Annotated in this window: 18 protein-coding genes and 4 tRNA genes; 4 read left to right on the plus strand and 18 right to left on the minus strand. The window is 38.9% G+C overall.

The genetic code is table 11. From position 1 onward, the window contains the following. Positions 1–160: 160 nt before the first annotated feature. The 4 genes from IEX29_RS19540 to IEX29_RS19555 all read right to left on the minus strand — a co-directional run bounded on the left by IEX29_RS19540 (position 161) and on the right by IEX29_RS19555 (position 502). A tRNA-Ile gene (locus IEX29_RS19540) sits at positions 161–234 on the minus strand. Positions 235–244: 10 nt separating this feature from the next. Continuing rightward, positions 245–318 (minus strand) — tRNA-Gly (locus tag IEX29_RS19545). A 29-nt stretch (positions 319–347) separates the two neighbouring features. Then, positions 348–424, minus strand: a tRNA-Pro gene (locus IEX29_RS19550). 1 nt (position 425) lies between these two features. Further along, positions 426–502: transfer RNA gene (locus IEX29_RS19555), tRNA-Arg, on the minus strand. Positions 503–1,109: 607 nt separating this feature from the next. Here IEX29_RS19555 and IEX29_RS19560 point away from each other — a divergent pair. From IEX29_RS19560 to IEX29_RS19570, 3 genes are read left to right on the plus strand one after another with little or no spacing between them, the layout of a single operon-like run. After that, the gene (locus IEX29_RS19560; protein WP_188736423.1) at positions 1,110–1,430 is read left to right on the plus strand and encodes a PadR family transcriptional regulator; all 321 of its coding nucleotides are present in this window, start codon (positions 1,110–1,112) and stop codon (positions 1,428–1,430) included. Further along, positions 1,423–1,980, plus strand: coding sequence for a DUF1700 domain-containing protein (locus tag IEX29_RS19565; protein ID WP_188736425.1), 558 nt, complete (start codon positions 1,423–1,425; stop codon positions 1,978–1,980). Before IEX29_RS19560 ends, IEX29_RS19565 begins: the two co-directional genes overlap by 8 nt. Then, positions 1,977–2,948, plus strand: coding sequence for a DUF4097 family beta strand repeat-containing protein (locus IEX29_RS19570; protein ID WP_188736427.1), 972 nt, complete (start codon positions 1,977–1,979; stop codon positions 2,946–2,948). Before IEX29_RS19565 ends, IEX29_RS19570 begins: the two co-directional genes overlap by 4 nt. A 96-nt stretch (positions 2,949–3,044) precedes the next feature. Here the strand turns inward: IEX29_RS19570 and dcuC are convergent, their stop codons facing one another. The 11 genes from dcuC to IEX29_RS19625 form a co-directional block, all read right to left on the minus strand. Beyond that, complete coding sequence (dcuC, locus tag IEX29_RS19575; RefSeq protein ID WP_229720302.1) at positions 3,045–4,466, minus strand: C4-dicarboxylate transporter DcuC; 1,422 nt, start codon at positions 4,464–4,466, stop codon at positions 3,045–3,047. Between the two features lie 30 nt (positions 4,467–4,496). Further along, the gene (gene rihC / locus IEX29_RS19580; RefSeq protein ID WP_188736429.1) at positions 4,497–5,417 is read right to left on the minus strand and encodes a ribonucleoside hydrolase RihC; all 921 of its coding nucleotides are present in this window, start codon (positions 5,415–5,417) and stop codon (positions 4,497–4,499) included. Positions 5,418–5,574: 157 nt separating this feature from the next. Then, entirely contained in the window at positions 5,575–6,462 is an 888-nt protein-coding gene (rbsK, locus tag IEX29_RS19585) for a ribokinase (protein WP_188736430.1), read from the minus strand. A gap of 13 nt (positions 6,463–6,475) precedes the next feature. Further along, a complete protein-coding gene (locus IEX29_RS19590) occupies positions 6,476–7,450 on the minus strand; it encodes a LacI family DNA-binding transcriptional regulator (protein WP_188736432.1) in 975 nt (324 codons plus the stop codon). A gap of 169 nt (positions 7,451–7,619) precedes the next feature. Next, complete coding sequence (locus IEX29_RS19595; protein ID WP_229720303.1) at positions 7,620–8,444, minus strand: SAM-dependent methyltransferase; 825 nt, start codon at positions 8,442–8,444, stop codon at positions 7,620–7,622. 61 nt (positions 8,445–8,505) lie between these two features. Beyond that, on the minus strand, positions 8,506–9,411 hold the full coding sequence (locus IEX29_RS19600; protein ID WP_188736436.1) for a DMT family transporter: 906 nt from the start codon (positions 9,409–9,411) through the stop codon (positions 8,506–8,508). 312 nt (positions 9,412–9,723) lie between these two features. Beyond that, positions 9,724–10,596: a MurR/RpiR family transcriptional regulator gene (locus tag IEX29_RS19605; protein WP_188736437.1), complete on the minus strand. Its 873-nt coding sequence runs from the start codon at positions 10,594–10,596 to the stop codon at positions 9,724–9,726. Between the two features lie 168 nt (positions 10,597–10,764). Continuing rightward, a complete protein-coding gene (locus tag IEX29_RS19610) occupies positions 10,765–11,853 on the minus strand; it encodes a YkvI family membrane protein (protein WP_188736439.1) in 1,089 nt (362 codons plus the stop codon). A gap of 192 nt (positions 11,854–12,045) precedes the next feature. After that, positions 12,046–13,452 (minus strand): flavin monoamine oxidase family protein, encoded by a 1,407-nt coding sequence (locus tag IEX29_RS19615; protein WP_188736441.1) that lies wholly within the window; start codon positions 13,450–13,452, stop codon positions 12,046–12,048. Beyond that, positions 13,449–14,354, minus strand: coding sequence for a 4-hydroxy-tetrahydrodipicolinate synthase (dapA, locus tag IEX29_RS19620; protein ID WP_188736442.1), 906 nt, complete (start codon positions 14,352–14,354; stop codon positions 13,449–13,451). The genes IEX29_RS19615 and dapA overlap by 4 nt, the downstream gene beginning before the upstream one ends. 20 nt (positions 14,355–14,374) lie before the next feature. Continuing rightward, complete coding sequence (locus IEX29_RS19625; protein ID WP_188736444.1) at positions 14,375–15,880, minus strand: aldehyde dehydrogenase family protein; 1,506 nt, start codon at positions 15,878–15,880, stop codon at positions 14,375–14,377. Between the two features lie 359 nt (positions 15,881–16,239). Here IEX29_RS19625 and IEX29_RS19630 point away from each other — a divergent pair, with 359 nt between their 5' ends. After that, positions 16,240–16,983 (plus strand): SDR family NAD(P)-dependent oxidoreductase, encoded by a 744-nt coding sequence (locus tag IEX29_RS19630; RefSeq protein WP_188736446.1) that lies wholly within the window; start codon positions 16,240–16,242, stop codon positions 16,981–16,983. A gap of 197 nt (positions 16,984–17,180) precedes the next feature. Here IEX29_RS19630 and IEX29_RS19635 read toward each other — a convergent pair whose 3' ends face one another. The 3 genes from IEX29_RS19635 to IEX29_RS19645 form a co-directional block, all read right to left on the minus strand. After that, positions 17,181–17,639 carry a hypothetical protein gene (locus tag IEX29_RS19635; protein ID WP_188736448.1) on the minus strand — a complete coding sequence of 153 codons (459 nt, stop codon included), beginning with the start codon at positions 17,637–17,639 and terminating at the stop codon, positions 17,181–17,183. 344 nt (positions 17,640–17,983) lie between these two features. After that, positions 17,984–18,151, minus strand: a complete 168-nt coding sequence (locus tag IEX29_RS19640; protein ID WP_188736450.1) for a hypothetical protein — start codon at positions 18,149–18,151, stop codon at positions 17,984–17,986. A gap of 158 nt (positions 18,152–18,309) precedes the next feature. Then, the gene (locus IEX29_RS19645; protein ID WP_188736452.1) at positions 18,310–20,253 is read right to left on the minus strand and encodes an aconitate hydratase; all 1,944 of its coding nucleotides are present in this window, start codon (positions 20,251–20,253) and stop codon (positions 18,310–18,312) included. Between the last annotated feature and the right edge of the window lie 155 nt (positions 20,254–20,408).

The following is a 20,408-nucleotide window of genomic DNA, read 5'->3' on the forward strand; positions in this document are numbered from 1 at the left end:
CTTAAATATTCAAGAAAAACGAGGTGTTTTTCTTCTTTCGTACTGGTTGTTTTGTTCAGTTTTCAAAGAGCAATTTCTTTGTCGCTTTTAAAAACAGCGACCAAAATAATATATCATATTTCAAAAACAATGTCAACAACTTTTTAAACAAGTTATTGAGTGGGCCTGAGTGGACTCGAACCACCGACCTCACGCTTATCAGGCGTGCGCTCTAACCAGCTGAGCTACAGGCCCATTTTGATAATGGAGCGGGTGAAGGGAATCGAACCCTCATCATCAGCTTGGAAGGCTGAGGTTTTACCACTAAACTACACCCGCTTATATAAATGAAAATTTTAAATTTCTTCTGGTCGGGAAGACAGGATTCGAACCTGCGACCCCTTGGTCCCAAACCAAGTGCTCTACCAAGCTGAGCTACTTCCCGATGGCGCGCCCGAGAGGAGTCGAACCCCTAACCTCTTGATCCGTAGTCAAACGCTCTATCCAATTGAGCTACGGGCGCATTAAAAGCGAACTTTTATATGTTATCACATCTCTTAAATCAATGCAATAAATTTATATAATTAATTTCCCAATCAATCTCTCGATCGCTTGTATAATCAATCGACTTTTAATACTATAGCATGTCCTTATCATTGATGCAAGGGGAAATCCTCAAAAAAATATAATCAAACTATTCTTTCAAAAAAAGATCCACTTTCTATTATTGACAGCTATTTCAATCCGGAAATTCAAACTTTTAACCTTATATATTATAAAGTGAAAATCACCTGAACTTCCAACACTGCAACCATCGTTCACTATTGAAGCAAAATGAAGCTGCCAATTCCTATGCAATTTTTCAATCGTTATCTATAACAGCCTCTCTCTTTTAGACTTTCTCTTCTATTAAAACCTTTGCAATTACTCAGCCTTTTAAAACTGTTACTCCATCTGCACTGCCTTAATCCTCTTAGCTCTTTTCATCGTACTTCTTGAATACGTACTTCTATAGAAGTATATTAAATCATAAAATAATAACATCACTACTTGTTATTGAATAGTACTGAACAAAATGCTATAGTAAAATGAATCAACTTATTACCTAACCTATAAAGAGGGTGACTTTAGTGACTGCACAATTAAAAAAAGGGGTTCTTGAACTATGTGTATTAGTACTGCTTGATAAACAAGACTTTTATGGATATGAGTTGATTAAACGTATTACGGATAAAATCGAAATATCAGAAGGATCTGTCTATCCTGTGCTTCGCCGGATATTGAAACAGGGGTATTGTACAACTTATCTTAGAGAGTCCACAGAAGGACCGAGCAGAAAATATTATCATTTAACAGATGAAGGGCAAGATTACCTCCTGGAACTTAAAGAAGAATACGAGAAATTCACGCAAGGCGTTGATTCGTTAATGAAGGAGGAGAATAATGAATAAATTAGATTTTTTAGAAGAACTTCGCTACTACTTAAGAAACTTATCACCACAAGATCAAAAAGAGATTATCCAAGACTTTGAAGAGCATTTTGAAATGGGGCGGGCAGAAGGAAAAACAGATGAAGAGATTGTTCGTTCACTGGGGTCTCCACAACAGATTGCGAAAGACCTGCAGTCTACACAACAATATGAAAAAGTGCCGGCAAATCATTCTGAACAAAAGCAATTCCCCAGAATAGGCATAATTATTGGACTCTTTTTCTTCAATCTTATTGTTGTCCTAGGCCCTTCTATTGGAATTGCCGGGACGATTCTGGGCATATGGATTGTTGCTTTTTCTTTTGTTGCACAGCTTTTTATAGCAGGTGTTCAATGGATTATCCATCCTGAATCTTTTTATCCATTTGAACTATTTGGCTCCATTACACTGGCAGGATTGGGGTTATTAATCTTTATAGTAATAAATTATGTTACAAATGCCGCAATCCGCATATTTTTTAAATATATTGCATTCAATGTCCGTTTAGCGAAAGGAGAGGAACGAGCATGATAAAAGGAAAAAGAATTATCATTTTAGCGGTTTTCCTGCTTCTTATTGGAATTATTGGCATGGTTGCCACCTTTTCATCTTACAAGCAATCTGCTTCCTATGAAGAATCCGAATCTATCCCTATCGATGCCAATGAAATAAATGAGATTGAAGTGGATGCTGAAAATACAGAAATACGGCTCCAAGCAGCTAACAGTGAAAACCCGAGAGCAGAATATACTGCAACGGGGAAAAAGATTAAAGATCAAGAGCTCCATACATCGGTTGATGGGGGTAAATTAATGATTCAAATTGAAGAGACCTCCTTCTCTTTCTTCGATTTAGACTTTCTGTTTCATTCCAAAGCTACATTAGATATTTTTGTACCTGAGGATATAATAGATAAAATAAATGTGAAAACAACAAATACAAAAATTGCTGCTGTTAATCTGCAGGTTGATGCGTTACAGTTTCATACAAGCAATGGAAGGATTGAAGGAGAAAATATAGAAACTTCCTTACTCGATATGCAATCATCCAACGGAAGAATTAAATTGAATAATGTACAGGGAGATACAAATGTTAGAACTTCAAATGGAAGAATCTCCTTGGAAAATATCATTGGCGAAGTGGAAGCAAATACTAATAATGCAAAGCTGACTCTGAATTCTATACAAGGAAATGCAAATGTAAAAACGACAAATGGTAAAGTTGATTTGCAGAATATTTCCGGGGAAATTACAGCAAAAACGAATAATGCAGCGATAACTATTGCTACAAAAGGATTTGATTATCCAATGGAACTAGAAACAAGTAATGGAAAAATCGCTATTATTTCTGATCAAAAACCTGAAAATGCCACCTTTGATTTACGTACAAATAACGGATCCATTCGTGTATTCGATTCTAAGGATTGGGATATCACATACGGTAATGGAGAAACGTTGATTAAAGCCCATACAAGTAACGGTGGAATTAAGATTGAATAAAACTGCTTTTCACTCATATTTTCCGTATTGATATCAGCAACACCTATACAAAAAAGCTGCTTTCGACTTGAAAGCAGCTTTTTTGTATGAATACTTTTATAAGAAAAGAATCATTGATAGCACGAACATAAATATAACACCTGCTATCATTGGTACGGAAGTACGCTTAATAATATGAATTGGATTTAGTTTTAACGTTCCAGCTACAATTAAGATAACAGCAGCTACAGGAGATACGGCCCGGAATAAGTTTCCTGCCATTCCCATTGGAACACTGATAGCAACTGGACTAATACCTGCTGCTTCGGCAAGTGGTACAACCAACGGAACCATTGCAAAGAATAAGGCAATACCGCTTCCGCTCAATAAGACGATTAGTGCTGTGACAGCTACTAAAATAAGCGGCAAGATATATCCGTTTCCTTCGCCATGTGTGCTTTGCATTGCTTCCTGCAGTGTGTCAATCAACCCTATCGATTGTAAGCCTGCAACAAAAACAGAAGCGGCAACCAGTAAAGCTACTACAGGAAGCATATTACCCATACCTGTAAAGAATTTCTCTGTGCTTGCAAAGACCTCTTTCGCCTTACGATGACGAATTAATTCACAGACAATTGCCAGGATAAATGAAATTAACACAGCAATTTCAACATTAACAGCCACCGCAGTAGAGGTTGTCATTTCAATAATAAAGGATACGAGTAAAATAATAATTGGAAATACTGGCAAAATCGAATAAACCGTTTTAAAAAGTTTACTGCCTTCTACCTTTTCAATATCCTTTAATTCTACCTGTTCCTCTGACTCTGCTTCCGTCATTTTTTTATCCATTCTTTTTTGCCAGAAATAATGAACCAATGCGATAAATAAAATGGTAGGAATCGATACAAGAGCGTGATAGCTAAATACATATTGTGTTACTGTCATATCATTAAACATAGGATATTTAGCAAGTTCCTCCGCAATCGCAACATTATCACTGCCAAGCGGTGTCGGTACGATAGTTGCTGAGGTGGCAATAACAGCACCAATACTTAACGTAGACATCCCCGCCTGTTTTAAAACAGGATATAAGGTTGCAAGCAGCAGAATCGCTAAAGTCGATGCACTTGGAACAACCAAAGATAAAACGTTTCCAAGTAAAAACGTAAGCGGAACAAGAAAATATACCGATTTTACTTTATTAATAGGTTTTGTCAATACTTGAACGGTTAAATCATTCGCACCAATGGAAGACATATAAGCAGTGTATCCTCCAAGAATAAGAATAATTAACCCGGCTGAGCTTAGTGTGGCTTTGAACTGTTCGACAATTACTTGTAATGGATCGAGCAGTGCTGAGCCAGTTGACTGAAAGTCCTGAAATACAATATCTTTCCCCATTGCTAAGCTAATCAGCAACAGAACAATCCCCATTAAAAATAAGGCAATTTTAATATCCATTTTCTTGATTAACATATAAACAATGACGACAACAGCTAAAATAGCTGAACCGTACATAATAAGATTATCCAACATGATGTCTTCCCTCCGAAGAATGGTTAATACTTAATTACATTTTTGAATGCTTTCCATAAACCATTTTTTAAATTCTTTCGCATCAATATCAACACAAACGTTTACATTTGGCGTTTTATTCATTTTTCCTTTTAAATCAACAACGGTTGTTCCTTTTGTTAAAGCACCATCTAATTCAACATCGACATAGGAATACGCTACTTCAAACAGCTCGGGTTTTAGCAAATAAGCAACTGCACAGCTGTCATACATTTTCAAGCCCTGGTTGAAGCTTCCACCCCGATATTTTTTAAACAAATGATAGATCATATTTCCTGTCTTATTCATATCTTTTAAAACTTCACTGTCTTCCGGGTAAACAAGTGCTTTCAGACCAACATCCAATCCAGCCATAGCAATAGGTACACCGCTCGCAAAAACAATTTTAGCAGCTTCTGGATCAGCATAAATATTGAATTCAGCCATTACTGAAGAATTCCCTCTGCCTGTTGATCCACCCATCATGATAATTTCTTTAATATTCTGCTTTACTTCCGGATAAGTTCTAAATAGCAATGCAATATTTGTTAATGGCCCAATCGGCACAAGTGTCACTGGTTCATCGCTTGTCAGAATTTCTCTCTTCATTGCAGTTACAGCATGTTCATCTAAAAGGAGGCTTTCATCGGCTTCTTCAAAATCGTAACCATCCATGCCTGTCTCTCCATGAATGTCACTGGCATCGACAGGGTCAACGATTAATGGAGTTACCGCCCCTTTGGCGATCGGAACCTGTTTATCAAAAAATTTCATTAATCGGAGCATGTTATACGTAACTTTATCCAGGCTGACGTTTCCATTTACTGTTGTAACCAAGCGGACATCGAGTTCTTCGCTGTATAATGCAATACCTAATGCAACTGCATCATCAATTCCCGGATCTGTATCAATAATAACTGGCTTCTTATTCATGACAATTCCTCCAATATTTTTCTAAGTTGAATTTTGTTCAATGCTTTTAAAAACATATTTTTATAATTAGCAGGACATTTTCCCTTCCAGCTCAACAATTTCCTGCATCTTTCTTCTATATAAATACTGTGCTTACCAGAGAGAAAACCTTTCTGCTTTAGCGAGTCTTCATTCTTTTGATAACCTCTGCTCTTACCGGCATTCCTTCCTGAGCTCCGATTTTCTCTACAGCTAAAGAGGCTGCCGCATTCGCAAATTCAATTGCCTTCTCTATATCTTTTTCTTTTGCATATTCTGTTACAAAGGCTCCGTTAAAGGTGTCTCCTGCTCCGGTAGTATCTTTTACCTTTGCCTGAAAAGAAGAAATCGTTTTCTCTTCTCCATCCGCCAATGTGAAAGCCACACCCTGCTCTCCTCTTGTCTCTATAATCTTCTTTCTTATAGCTGAAGTATCTATAGATTGCTTCATCGCCGAATGCTCTGATTCATTCGGTGTAATAAATGTTGCTTTTTCTACAACATTCTCCAAAACCTTGTTATATGGGGCCGGATTAATAACAACAGGAATTCCATGCTTATATGCAAGCTCTACCGTGTACTCAATCGTTTCCATCGGTATCTCAAATTGCATTAATATGATATCGCAGGAAAGAATCATTTCCTGTTTATCTTTCACCATTTCCGGTGTTACATATTTATTAGCGCCTGGAGCAACAATAATTCGATTATCCCCATCAGAAAGAATAATGGTTGCTACACCCGTTGATTCGTGAGGAACAGTAATAATTGCTTCATCATTAGCTCCTTCATTACGAAATCTTTCTTTCAAGCTTTTTCCGAATGCATCATCGCCAACAGCTCCAACCATAACAACCTCTGCTCCCAGCCTGGCTGCTGCAATTGCCTGATTTGCTCCCTTACCGCCGGGATAGGTTGTAAACGATTCTCCAAGAACCGTTTCTCCCTGTTCAGGCACTTTATCCGTTGTTGTCACCATATCCATATTGATACTTCCGACAACACAGACTCTTGGATTATTTTTCATATAATTCATTCCCTTACTTTGTTGATTGTCTTTTGATTAATTGAACAGTGTATTGTTCAGAAGTAATTTCCTTCCGTTTATTTTCCATCCGGTCAATAATTATTTCAGCAGCCCGCTGTCCAATTTCATAGATTGGCTGACCCATCGTTGTCAGTGCCGGTGTTGTTATTTTTCCTAATTCAATCCCATCAAATCCAATAACAGATAAATCTTCTGGAACACGCAGATTCAAAGCTTCAGCAGCCTTTAAAACGCCCACTCCCATTAAGTCATTTGCAGCAAAAATGCCATCAATTTCAGGATGTTTTTTTATTAATTCCTTTGCTGCCTGATAGGCGCCCTCAAAGGTATATTCTCCCGAGGTAATAAAATCTTCCGAAAACCAATTCTCTTGTTCCACAGCTTCCAGGTAACCTTTTTTACGTTCTGCTGCGCTTGTTGTATCTTCCGGACCACTTATATGCGCAATCCTTTTACAGCCTGACTCTTGCAGATGCCGCACAGCGTCTATTGCTCCAGTCCGGTTATTAACCGTAACAGAAATCATATCTGCAATTCCCCTGTCTAACGCAACAATTGGAACGTTTACTTTATTTAGCGTTTCCAAAGGAATGGAGCTCGAAACCATTACCACACCGCCAATTGTTTTTTGCAAAAGGGCATGCAGGTATTTCATTTCCTTCTCCCGATCGTTATCTGTATTACAAAGAATAAAGGTGTAATCTGACTTATTTGCAGTATCCTCCACCGCCCGAGCCAATTCAGGAAAGAATGGGTTCATAATATCCGGTACAAATAATGCAATCATTTTAGATGTCCCCTTAAAAAGAGTCCTGGCTACATCATTGGGCCGATAATCTAATTCTTTAATCGCAGCTTCTACTTTTTCTTTTGTTTTTTCATTGATGTATCCATTCTTATTCATAACACGGGAGACAGTAGCAACAGATACGCCGGCAAGCTTTGCAACCTCTCGAATAGTCGCCATAACATTCCTCCTTCTATTAAAATATGTAACCCGTTACATATAATTATAAATTTAAAACGGATTTATGTAACCCGTTACACAATATTGTAAAACGATTTCATTTCATTGTCAATGATTTTTATTTTTGATATTTTATGAGGAATATTCCTTATCCATTACAGCAAATCTATTAACGCTTCGCACAGATAACAAAGCTATCCAGTGATTCCGCTTCCTCTTGCTGATGATTCATTAAATGATAATAAATATCGAGAAAAGATTGATAAGCTCCCCCATTTTTATCAAAATCAGCCCGGACATCATTTGCTTCATTGATCTCCCAGCCTCCATCCTGAAGAAATGCCGCGTCAATAATGATCTCCCCGGTTATTTGAAATCCCGTTTTCTCCAGAATTTCTTTCACTTGTCTCTTCCCAAACAGGCATTGAATATTTCCCCCATTTCCGATTTGACTGCTGTGAAGCGCCAATAAGGATGCTGCTAAAAAATGTGCCCTTTGCCCGCTTCTTGTATAATCCAGATCCCATTCTGCAAAGCAGACTTGATTCGCTGCCGCCTTTACTTTCTCTATATAATTAATAAGAATTTGTTCATTTTCAAAGTACCAGGAAGCATGCGATAAAACGACTGCATCAAAGACTGTTTCTTCCTCGAAGTTTAGAAAGTCCGTTTCAAAATGAAAGGTAATTCTATCTCCAAGGGAAGTGTGCATAATTCGATCAGCCGCCTCCTCCAAAGTTAATGGCGCTCCATATTCCTTACTCGCAATATCAATAGCCGTTATCCTTCCGCTTTCCCCGACTGCATCTGCAAGCACAATCGTTGTGTCTCCTTGCCCGCAGCCTATTTCCAGCACATGCATCCCCTCTTTTATATCAAAAGCTTCGACCAGCTGGATCCGGTGAGCCAATTGGATTTCCTGGATTGGATCATTCTTGTATATATCATATTTTTCAATGATTTTTCTTGCTTTTTTTACATTATTTTCTTTCAATGATACACTCCTCCAGTCTTTTATTATTAAAAAAGGATGAACGTAAATAATGTCCACCCTCTCATTCATTATATATTGTTTCCGGTTCCTTTGGCACAGGCTGTTTCGATCCAGCTTGCAGCCGCAGAAAATAAAATATCCCGGCAATAATCAGTACGCCGCCTATCATCTCTACAGGAGTAAGCATCTCATGTAACAGAATAACAGCCAGGATAGAAGCACCAACCGGTTCTCCCAATGTACTCATAGAAACTGTCGTTGTATTTACATAGTTTAACAGCAGGTTAAAAATAATATGTGCTCCCGTCGGGAAGATAGCCAGCATGACAAAGACCAGCCAATCATTTGCAGTATAACCTGTAAATGCTATTCCGCCAATAAGATTAAACACAGCAACTGCAACCCCTGCTACCAGAAATACTAAAAAGCTGTATACCCAGTGATTAATCGATTTTACATTTCGTTGACCAATCATTAAATAAAGCACCACAGAAACAACAGCCAGGAAGGATAAAATATTTCCCAGCAAAGCGGAACTGCCGCTTCCTAAGCTGCCTCCCCCAACAACAACGACACCTATAAAAGCAATTCCCATTGCTATTACGATACGTATATCCAGCTTTTCTTTAAAGAAAATCAGACCGCCAATTAAAGCAATGGCAGGCTGCAGCGCTAAAATTAATGTAGAGCTTGCCACCGATGTATGATTTAACGATTCGAACCATAACCCAAAATGACCCGCCAGAAAAATCCCGGCAAACACAATGGCTATCCACTCTTTCCTGTTTATCTTTAAAAATGATTTTCGATATTTAAAAACCATAGGAAAAATTAATACACATGCTAAAAACATCCGATACATCACCATGACAGTAGAATGTGCATCCGATAATTTCACAAGTATTGCCGATAAGGATATGCATATAATTGTGATAACTAATAGTAGATTAATGGTTCCCTGTTTCAATTATTATCCCTCCTCCGAGATGGAATGCTACTTTGATAGAAGAGGTTCAAGCATTTCTATACCCAAATAACCTCTTATATTAATGATGAAAATCAGATCGTTACCGAATAATAATAGCATGCTCAATCCATTTTTGATACCGGTTCAGCTCATAAAATATGTACATGTTTCTCTTTAACGAAGCTCGCTAATAAAATCAGGCAACGACTGACAAAAATATCACCCGATTTTATTTAACACTACAGCTTCTATCTGAAAACAATTACTACGTTTTATCTAATTATAAAATAGATGTTAAGAGCGCCGGCAGAACTAATTAGAAAAAGTCACCTTATGTTCTTTTAGTGTTTCTTCCAATCTATTCAGCTTCTTAATAAAATCACCTGAAAAACGCTTTCCGAATTCAACTATCAACGCTTCTACTAAAGCGATTGTTGGTACAATAGAAAATTTATCTTGACTTACTTCGATTTTTAAAATTGTCGTTGCATCATTTATAATTGGACAGGATATATGATCCGTGATTAAAATTATTGGAACTCCCAAATCGGCTGCTACCTTAGCTGCTTGAATAATCCGCTCCGTATACGGTTCAAAAGCAAAAATAATGAATACTTCATCTTTCTCAAGCTGCAAGACCTTATCAAAAACAATTTCAGAATCATGACTTAATTGCCTTAACTTAGGATAAAATTCTCCCATTAACTGTTCAAAATAAAGAGCAACGGCCTTATAAGGTCTCGTACCAAAGATATTTATGCAGGCCGCCCGGCTCATCATGTCAATGGTTTTATCAAAGTTTTCCAATAGTTCTTCATTTAACGATTTGTCCAGTAAATTTACGGACTCCTTACACATCTGCACCATTGTATGTTCATATTCTTTGTTTTCTGGAACATCGGAAAGGGAGTCCTTTAATTTCCATTTTGAGTTTGTTTTTTCAGTTAGGGACTCGTCATAAACATCCTTTCTAAAATCATTAAAATTACTGTAACCTAAAGAATGGATTGTCCGCATCACTGTCGAGACTCCTACACCTGATTCTTGAGAGAGCTCTTTTACAGTAACTAAACCCAAAGATTGATAGTTTTTTAAGATAAAGTTACACAAATATCTTTGCCTTTTAGGTAAGCTGTCCTTCAAGTTAATCATTTCCTCTAGTAAGGATTGATTGTTGTCCGCCATACCATTTTCCTCCCTAAAATCGTCCTCTTTATAGATAACATATCCATACATTTCATAGATACATTCATCTGATCCGTGCATATAGGACATTATAACTTATCAGGAGGCATACGTCATGACTAACATTTCAGGTGAGAGAGCTCCATCTGTAAATAAAGTAACAGCTTCTTATTTCGCTATTTTCAACTCTGTTTTCCCTGGAACCTTCTTTGGCTTTGACTTAATCCGAAAAGCTCCAACTATAAGGATAACCATAAAAATATATCCCAGATAGCCAACAATCGGAAACACGATAGAAATCAATTCAGAAAAACCATACATGCTTAAGCTGCTTGCTACAATTAAAGCAATGACGCTGAATACGTTAAATCCTTTCGTCTTTGGCTCAAAAAAGCGTGAACTGAAAGAGAAAAACATACTTACTGCCGTACTAAAAATCATACCAAATAAAGCTACAGAGAATACCACTCCTAATAGCGGAGAAATTTGGGTTGCCAACCCCAGCGTAGGCATCGGCAGAGATGCAACGCTATCTATATTTTGAAAAATAGCCAGGTTGCTGATAAGTACTAATACACCGCAAAGCACTCCGCCAAGAAAACCGCCGATTGCAGCCTGCTTTCCATTGGTCTCACTGCCTCCCATAATAAATAGCATCGCTGCATTCGTGAGGGTGACTACAGATAGATAGTTAAAGGCAGCAGAAAACCAATGTTTTGTAACAGAAGATTGCTGCAATGCAATTGCTTCCATCTCTGCAGTTGAATTATTGCTCGTTATCAAGCTGTAAATATTTACAAAGATGATGACGAGCAGGAATACCGGTGTCACAATTGCAAGCACTTGGATAACTTTTTTAACCCCTGTCATAATCGTTATCAGTACCAGCACAGACATAAGTATCGTCCCCACATATGTCGGGATATTCCACTGCTGACTGAAAATAGGTCCAGATCCAGCTAGCATCACTAATCCAATGCCAAACAATACGAAGATAATAACAATGTCATATCCCATACCCAAATAGCGCCCGCTGAGCTGGCGGATAACCTCCATATGAGAAATAGCTTTTAGCTTATACCCGATACTTACTAATAACATTCCGGTAATACCAAACAAAATTGATACGGCAATCGCTCCAAGGATTCCAACTTGACCAAAGCTTGTGAAATATTGCATAATCTCTTGTCCGGAAGCAAAGCCAGCGCCTAAAACTGCCCCTGTAAAAGCACTGCTGATTTTTAATATGTTTTTCATATGTTCTCCCTTCCCAACTTAAATCCCTCTTATGTAAACATACATATATATATACCTCTTCGGTAAGCGTTTACATTACGAGAATTGTGGTTTACCTTTTTAATAAAAAGAAAGATTTGTAATACACGGTTTTTGTTGTCACAAATGAATCATGTATTACAAATAAGCTATATACCGTAGATTAGCAATGTATCATGAACCGTCAGCCATATATACCTCTGATTGCACATTTGAGAATGTTATTACTTTGCTATTAGACTCCGTTCCCAGAAGGCTATTAATATTTTGTGCCGCAGTAAATCCTGACTGAACAGCTGTTTCTGTATAAGTTGAGCCTAAATAATCCCCAGCCAGAAATAAGCGGCCATCTGGTTTCATTAAAGTGGGCTGTATCTCTGCGCGTCCCGGGAAGATATAAGCAGACCCAAATGGATACTTATTTACCCGTGCCTCCACTACATGAACACTAATGCCGGGAAATATATCATCTAAATCTTTCAATATAATATCAATGATTTCTTCTTTCGGCTTATCAATTAAGCGGCTTCCGCTTTCTCCAGGAGAAAAGGTCATAATACTGCTGCCCGGCTGTCTTTTTGTTTCTCTTGCCCGAATAAGATTTGTTTGGTTAAGGACAATGTCAAAGGCCCTTTTAGGTGTCGCAAAAGAATAGACATTATCCCAAACTTGCGGTTCTGTTTCGTCCGTCAGGAATGCAGCGCTCACATGCGGACCATAGGTTACCTTATCGAGCGCACGCCCAAGCTCATCATCAATATTTTTAGCTACTTTCCTAGTTATTGGAGCAGGGGTAGCAAGCACAGCATATCGGGCTTCCACGACATACTCCACTCCATTTTGTGTGTACTTTACTTCAACCGAATCTTTTTTCTGAACCACTTCTATCACTTTTGCATTTAGTTGAACACTTTTCCCCAACTCTTTTGCAATGGTATCTGTAAGCGTTGACGGTCCTCCATCAATATTTCTTCCAAGTCCATCACTTTTATTCCATACGGTATGGAAATACCCTACACCTGATCCTGCTGTAATTGTCTCCGGACTGCCCGTTGAGCGGCTGACTGTAGGTCTAAAAATGGAATCTGCATCAGTTGGTAGTTTACCGGTAAAATCGGTAAAAGTCCGGTCGCCCATAAATTCTAAAATACGCTGCTGCTGTACTCTGTAATCTTCTCCAGGTTTTCTCTTGGCTATCTGTCCATATCTGATAACAGCTGCACGCACTTTTGCACCAGCCCGTATCAAAGCGAATCTGGATTTCCATGACATCGGAGCCCTAAACGGATACATCTCAACAGAGCCTTTTAAAAGCAGCTTCCCGTTTAAAGACATCGCTGTTAATGTTCCAGGTACAGGAGAGGATACGACACCTACTGATTTCAGCAGTTCATCAGTTGCTGAACCTGGCCCGGCATATAGATGTCCTCCCCAATTCAACCAGTAGTCCCCCCGCCGTTCCGAGTGTACGCGTCCGCCAATACGATTTTCTGATTCTAATACTAAAATATCGTGGTGTTTCAGACGCCAGGCTGCAGACAGCCCGGCAAGTCCCCCACCAATGATTACTACATCTTTCATTTTACTTCCTCCGTTTTTAGTACACCTACATCTGATAATAGGTTCTTGATTTTTTGCTGATATGCTTCTGACGCTGGTACTAAAGGTAACCTGCTTGTTCCGCCCGGCAAGCCTAATGCTTCTAACCCAGCTTTTACCGTTCCTGGAATAACTTCTTCCTCAATCGCATTGTATAAAGGCATCAATTTTTTATTTAATGCGATAGCTTCTTGAATATTGTTTTCATTTACTATCAAATCATATAGACGCACCATTTCCGCAGGAACTAAATTATGAACGACACCAATCGTTCCATGTCCGCCAATCGCTAATGTCGGAACAATAAGATGCTCAAATCCAGTTAATACAGAAAAATTGGGATTATCTTTTGTAAGCGCTAATAATTTAACAGTATGAACTTGATCATCTGTATTTTTTATTCCTACAACGCCATCAATTTCACTTATCTCATAAAGTAATTCCGGACTTAATGACACATTCGTTGCTTCCGGATAATGATAGATGACAATGCCGATATCCGAATTCTCTGCAACAGCTTTATAATAATCAACAATCCCCTGCTCGCTTGTTTGCATATAATAAGGGTTAATGACTAACGCCCATTCCGCTCCTGCTTCCGATGCAAATTTTGTAAGTGCGATTGTATCCTCTAAGCGATGACAGCCTGTACCTGCCATTACTTTCGCTCTGCCGCTTGCTTTTTCACAAACATACTTAATAACTTCTTTTCTCTCAACCAAGCTCATTAGGGAATACTCACCAGTGCTTCCTCCCACTAATATCGTTTCAATTCCATTACCAATAAGATGGTCGATTACTTCCCCAATTCCGTTATAATTAATGCTATTGTCCTCATTCATCGGTGTAGGTAATGCTGGAATCATTCCTGTTGGTTTCGTCATAACAAAACCCCTCCTCTTTTTTATTCGTTATTTTCTTCCTGTTCTATATTTACATAAACACTTTTGACTTCTGTATAGTTCTCTAAACCATATTCTCCGCCCATTTCCCGTCCGATGCCTGATTGCTTATAGCCTCCGAATGGCATAGTTTCCCACTCTTGTCCGACATCATTGATCCATACAGTTCCTGCCTGAAGCTTACCGGCAATATAGTGACCTTGTCTGATATTCTCTGTCCATACACTTGCCGCCAACCCATACACACTATCATTTGCTCTTCGAATACATTCTTCTACCGAATCAAAAACATGTACAGTCATAACGGGTCCAAAGATTTCTTCTCTGGCAACGGTCATATCATCATCCACATCAGCAAAAATAACTGGTTTAACGAAAAATCCTTTATCAGAAACCGGAGTGTTATCTCCAATCAATCTTGCACCTTCTTCTATACCTGACTGAATGTAATCAAGTACTGTCTGCTGTTGTTTTTTAGATACAAGCGGCCCCATATCTGTCGCAGGATCCATACCATGTCCCAGTTTGATTTTCTCCAATTCCTCTGAAAGCCCTTGCAAAACTTCGTTATATATGCTTCTTTGTACATATACTCTTGTGCAGGCACTGCAGTTTTGGCCATGGTTGTACATGGTGCCTGAGAATGCCCCTTCTATTGCTTTTTTAATATTGGCATCTTCGAGAATAACGCTAGGTGATTTCCCGCCTAATTCCAGCGTAACGCCCTTCAGCTGATCAGCAGCTTTCTTCATCACATCTTTCCCGACATTGGTTGATCCGGTAAATGCTACTTTATCTACCAGCGGATGGGTAATAATTGCCTCGCCGGCCTCTCTGCCTGACCCTGGAACAATATTGACAACGCCGTCCGGGAAGCCTGCTTCCTTAAATAATTTTGCGATATAAAGTAATGACAAAGGCGTCTCACTTGCTGGTTTAATCACAACGGTACAGCCAACTGCAAGTGCCGATCCCAGCTTCCAAGCAGCCATTAATAGTGGAAAATTCCATGGGATAATTTGTCCGACTACTCCCACTGGCTCATGTACGGTGTAATTAATATACTCCGGCGAAACATTCGTTGTTTTCCCCTGAATCTTTGTAGCAAAGCCAGCATAATACCTGAAATGCTCAATAGTGCCATCCACGTCATCCGTTAAAGCTACTTTGTAAGGCTTGCCATTATCCAGTGATTCTAATTGAGCCAGCTCTTCACGATTTTCCTCAAGAAGATCTGCCAATTTATAGATAATGCGCGAACGGGAAGACGCTTTCATTTTAGTCCAATCACCTTTATCAAAGGCTCTCCTTGCTGCTCTTACTGCAAGATCAACATCATCTCTATCTGCTTTGTAAACCTGAGCAATTCTCTCCTCCGTAGCAGGATCTAAAACATCAAATTTCTTTTCTGCTGCTGCCTCAATGTAATCTCCATTGATATAAAGTCCAATATTTTCTTCAAGAAATTCTTTCACCTTTGGTTTCAAATCAAAATTAAGCGTTTGCAATATGATCCTCCTTTTAAAAATGGAATTTTTAGAATTTCCTATACTTTATCACATAAATGAATTGAATAAAACCCTTTTTATTAAAAAGGAATAAATTTATTCAAAATTAAAATGGATAATGATTCTTATTCATTGACTGCATATGCTTTTACAGGTAAGTTAATCAATAGCTATAAAATCATATAATAAACTTTGTATAGCAAAATGATTTTCTGTTGCTGATAGAAAATCGTTTAAAAGAAATTTTATTTACCTGACGTTCTGGTTCTTTGTTCTTTCCAATCATGAAAGAAGATATTTTCAGATTGCCGGACAGTGGTAAATTCTAATTGAAAATAATTCAAAGTAAAGGAGTATTTATGCCAAATTTAAAAGATCAAGTCGTACTTATAACGGGAGCAAATCGTGGACAAGGGAAAGGTATTGCTAAACACTTCGCTTCACTCGGTGCAAAAGTTGCAGTAGGAGCCAGAAGTTTTGAGGATGCTGAAGCACTCTCCACAGAAATCGGAAAGAATCAAAGTCTTCCTGTTCGATTAGATGTGACAAACGAAGCCGATTGGACTGCTGCTGTCCAATCTATTATCGAAGCTTACAATAAAATTGATGTACTTATTAACAATGCCGGTATTTTCATTAAAAAAACTTTGTTAGATACATCTGTGGAAGATTTCCAACAGCTAATCAATGTGAATCAGCTCGGTGTTTTTATGGGAATAAAAGCAGTCGCGCCTTATATGGAAAAACAGCAGAAAGGGTCCATTGTTAATAATGTGTCCATCTCTGCTTTTGCGCCAATCAATAACGCAGCTGCTTATGCAGCTTCAAAAGCAGCTGTTTCCAACCTTTCTAAATCTGCAGCAATCGAACTAGGACCAAAAGGAATCAGAGTGAACTCCATCCATCCGGGTGTTATCGAGACGAACATGGTGAGCGGCAGTAATTTGAATATAAATGAAGCTGACGCAATTCCATTAAGAAGACTGGGCCAGGCTAATGATATAGCGCAGGTAGCCGCTTTTCTTGCCTCTGATGAGAGTGCTTATTGTAACGGTGCTGAAATTGTGGTAGATGGGGGGCTTACTTTAGGCACGGATGTCTAAATAGAAGTTTATATATTTTCCATTATGCAGAAAATAGAGAGGCTGATAAATGAATCACCTCTCTATTTCAAATCTCTAAATGAGATAGATAATTATTAACAGAGGATATGCTTATACTGATTTTAAAACACAAAAAAACCACTACCACTTCAGGTACTGGTTGGAGAATACAGCAGAGCTATTCAGAATCCACTGATCTAGCCAATCTTTTCTTTTAACATCCGGATAGATACTTCATGCTCTCCTAAAATCCCATAAATTGTCTTTTGCTCCGTTTTAACACTTGCAACAGTTCGATTAGGATCTATTATTGCCCGCTTAATTAGTTGATTCTCTTCTTTCAATTCTTTCACATCATTTTTTACCTCACCAACTTCAAGCTTAAGTTCCTCTACACTTTTTTGCATTTGATTTACTTCCTGTCTGAGTTCTACTACTTCTATTTTTACCTGATCTACTTCCTGCCTAAGCTCTGCTACTTCTGTTTTTACCTGATCTACTTCCTGCCTGAGCTCTGCTACTTCTGTTTTTACCTGATCTACTTCCTGCCTGAGCTCTGCTACTTCTGTTTTTACCTGACTCATATCTGTTCTAAGTTCCCCTACTTCTGTTTTTAAATCTCCAAGCAAATTCAATACCTGGTCTTCAAATGTCATATTACTTCCTCCTTCCAGTTGTAATTATCAAACCTCATTTCGATATCTACATAATACCACAAAAGCTAGAAAAGAGTTATTCAGTAAAAACGGATTTTACTATTGCCTATCCCGGTTAAATTCTGCCTTTTCACCATAAAAATTAAAAAAATGAAGCTATTTATGATACTCATTTCAGATTAATAAACAATGATTAGACAATACGTAGAAAATTTAAACAGCAGAAAGTTTATGCACTTCTTCGCTGGTCAGTCTAAGCCTTTAATAAAATTTTAGTCCGTACAATAAAAGCAGCCGGAGTATACACTGTAAAAATTAACAGCACTGCTCCGGCCCCCTTCCGTTTAATCAATTACTCTGTGATTTTCATCTACCTGCAGCTTTTCCGTCTTTTCTACAGCGGCAACAAAACCATCACCATGACAAACGGTACATGTATATTGCCACTGCTCATCATCCATTAATAACCCTGTTCCGTCACAAGCTTTACAGGCGTGTTCCTGAGATCCCATAGCTGACTTCCTTTCTATTGTTTTTCTTTCAGAGGCTGTTCAAAAAATCCAGCAAAAATGCCCCGGCGAATTTCTTCGCTGCAGCAATTCTTTTCGTGAAGGTAAGTGATCCTGCCTCCGCTGCGTTGCGGCTTTAGACGGCTGGCTGGTTCTTTTTATTATCCATTTTGAACACGTATTTTAATCCAATTTATAATCCCGCCGGCCAGCAGAATTTCAAGGTGCCGTTTGGTAAGATCATGCTGGACGGTAATTGTACGATCTGTTCCTTTCAGTTTTATATCAAATGTTCGCTGGTTTTGTATTGTTTGATGGATATGACGAAATTCAAGTATATCCTCCTGATGGAGCAGATCATAGTCTTCCTCATTCACAAACGTTAGTGGCAAAATACCGAAGTTAATCAAGTTTTGAAGATGTATTCGAGCAAAACCCTTCACAAGAACAACCTTTAATCCGAGGTAACGTGGCGCAAGTGCAGCATGTTCCCTGCTGGATCCTTGCCCGTAATTAAAGCCTGCTACAACCGCATGGCCGCCATCATCACGTTTTTTCATGGCCTTTTCGTAATAATCCTCATCAATAATCTCAAATGCAAAAGTACTGATTCTTTGAATATTACTGCGAAATGGTAATACCCGTGAGCCGCCCGCAAGAATCTCATCTGTTGATATATTATCCTGCATTTTTAATAAAACAGGCAAATCAAAGTTATCTTCAATTGGCTGAAAATCCGGTATAGAAGTGATATTTGGTCCTTTTTCCAATTTGATTTGGCTGTTGTCTTCCGGCGGTGCTTCCAGCATGCCTTTTGTGGAAAAGGTAGTTGGTTCTTTTATTTTCGGATAAGAAATATCTAATGTTCTTGGATCTGTAATAACACCTGTTAATGCAGAAGCGGCTGCTGTCTCCGGACTGCATAGGAAGACACTGTCTTCTCTTGTGCCAGATCGTCCCGGAAAGTTTCTTGGGGTTGTACGTAAACTGTTCCGTCCCGTAGCCGGGGCCTGCCCCATTCCAATACAGCCATTACAGCCTGCCTGATGCATCCGGGCTCCGGCGGTCAAAAGATTTGCAATATGTCCATTCTCTACAAGCTGCTCCAGTAACTGACGAGAGGTTGGATTAATATCAAAAGAAATCCCGTTAGCAGCCTGCTTCCCTTTAACAATTTCGCTGGCAATCGCGAAATCACGGTATCCCGGATTGGCCGAGGAACCGATATAAGACTGATAAATGGCTTCCCCTGCAACTTCTGTAACAGGCACGACATTACCTGGGCTCGAAGGTTTTGCAATTAACGGCTCCAGTGTAGATAAATCAATTTTTTCATGCTCATCATAAGTCGCTCCGTTATCAGCTTTTAATTCTATCCATTGATCTTCACGTCCCTGTATTTTCAGAAAACGCTTCACTTCCTTATCAGAAGGAAATACGGTTGCAGTCGCTCCAAGCTCAGCACCCATATTGGCAATAACATGACGATCCATGGCAGATAGCTCTTTAACGCCCGGACCATAATATTCAATGATCCTGCCGACTCCGCCCTGTACGCCGTGACGGCGCAGCATTTCTAAAATAACATCTTTAGCGCTGACCCAGTCAGGGAGTTTCCCTGTCAGTTCTACCCCCATCACACGGGGCATTTTTACATAGTAAGGTTCTCCCGTCATCGCCATCGTCACATCAATACCACCTGCCCCAATCGCCAGCATCCCCATACAGCCGTTAGCACATGTATGGCTATCTGATCCTAACAAGGTCTTCCCGGGGCGTGCCAGCTGCTGCATATGGACAGGATGACTGACACCGTTTCCTGGCCTGCTGTAATAAATCCCGAATTTCTGTGCCGCACTTCTTAGAAAAAGGTGGTCATCCGCGTTACGATAATCTTCCTGAATCAAGTTATGGTCCACATATTGCGCAGAAGCCTCTGTCTTCACCCGATCAATCCCCATTGCTTCCAGCTCCAGCATTACCATCGTTCCTGTCGCATCCTGCGTTAATGTTTGATCAATCTTTATTCCAATTTCTTCTCCGGCCTTCATCTCTCCTGACAGCAAATGATCTTGAATTAATTTTTGAGCTGCGTTAAGCTGCATGTTGCTTCCTCCTTAAAATATACTGTCTTGATTAGAATATGCTTATATAGTATTTATTACACATAACAAATGTAGTTAAACTGGATATTATTGTGTTAAGAGCAATCCATTGCTTCTAACAAGGTTTTCTATACATAGAATAAGCCTTTTATCAT

The organism is Oceanobacillus neutriphilus (genome assembly GCF_014645515.1).
In the GTDB taxonomy this organism is placed as follows: domain Bacteria; phylum Bacillota; class Bacilli; order Bacillales; family Amphibacillaceae; genus Oceanobacillus; species Oceanobacillus neutriphilus.

Bases quoted from the DNA above. Each gene is read 5' to 3' on its own strand.
- IEX29_RS19565 (WP_188736425.1), top strand. From the start codon at position 1,423: ATGAATAAATTAGATTTTTTAGAAGAACTTCGCTACTACTTAAGAAAC.
- IEX29_RS19570 (WP_188736427.1), top strand. From the start codon at position 1,977: ATGATAAAAGGAAAAAGAATTATCATTTTAGCGGTTTTCCTGCTTCTT.
- dcuC (WP_229720302.1), bottom strand. From the start codon at position 4,466: ATGTTGGATAATCTTATTATGTACGGTTCAGCTATTTTAGCTGTTGTC.
- rihC (WP_188736429.1), bottom strand. From the start codon at position 5,417: ATGAATAAGAAGCCAGTTATTATTGATACAGATCCGGGAATTGATGAT.
- rbsK (WP_188736430.1), bottom strand. From the start codon at position 6,462: ATGAAAAATAATCCAAGAGTCTGTGTTGTCGGAAGTATCAATATGGAT.
- IEX29_RS19590 (WP_188736432.1), bottom strand. From the start codon at position 7,450: ATGGCGACTATTCGAGAGGTTGCAAAGCTTGCCGGCGTATCTGTTGCT.
- IEX29_RS19605 (WP_188736437.1), bottom strand. From the start codon at position 10,596: ATGGCGGACAACAATCAATCCTTACTAGAGGAAATGATTAACTTGAAG.
- IEX29_RS19610 (WP_188736439.1), bottom strand. From the start codon at position 11,853: ATGAAAAACATATTAAAAATCAGCAGTGCTTTTACAGGGGCAGTTTTA.
- IEX29_RS19615 (WP_188736441.1), bottom strand. From the start codon at position 13,452: ATGAAAGATGTAGTAATCATTGGTGGGGGACTTGCCGGGCTGTCTGCA.
- dapA (WP_188736442.1), bottom strand. From the start codon at position 14,354: ATGACGAAACCAACAGGAATGATTCCAGCATTACCTACACCGATGAAT.
- IEX29_RS19630 (WP_188736446.1), top strand. From the start codon at position 16,240: ATGCCAAATTTAAAAGATCAAGTCGTACTTATAACGGGAGCAAATCGT.
- IEX29_RS19635 (WP_188736448.1), bottom strand. From the start codon at position 17,639: ATGACATTTGAAGACCAGGTATTGAATTTGCTTGGAGATTTAAAAACA.
- IEX29_RS19640 (WP_188736450.1), bottom strand. From the start codon at position 18,151: ATGGGATCTCAGGAACACGCCTGTAAAGCTTGTGACGGAACAGGGTTA.
- IEX29_RS19645 (WP_188736452.1), bottom strand. From the start codon at position 20,253: ATGCAGCTTAACGCAGCTCAAAAATTAATTCAAGATCATTTGCTGTCA.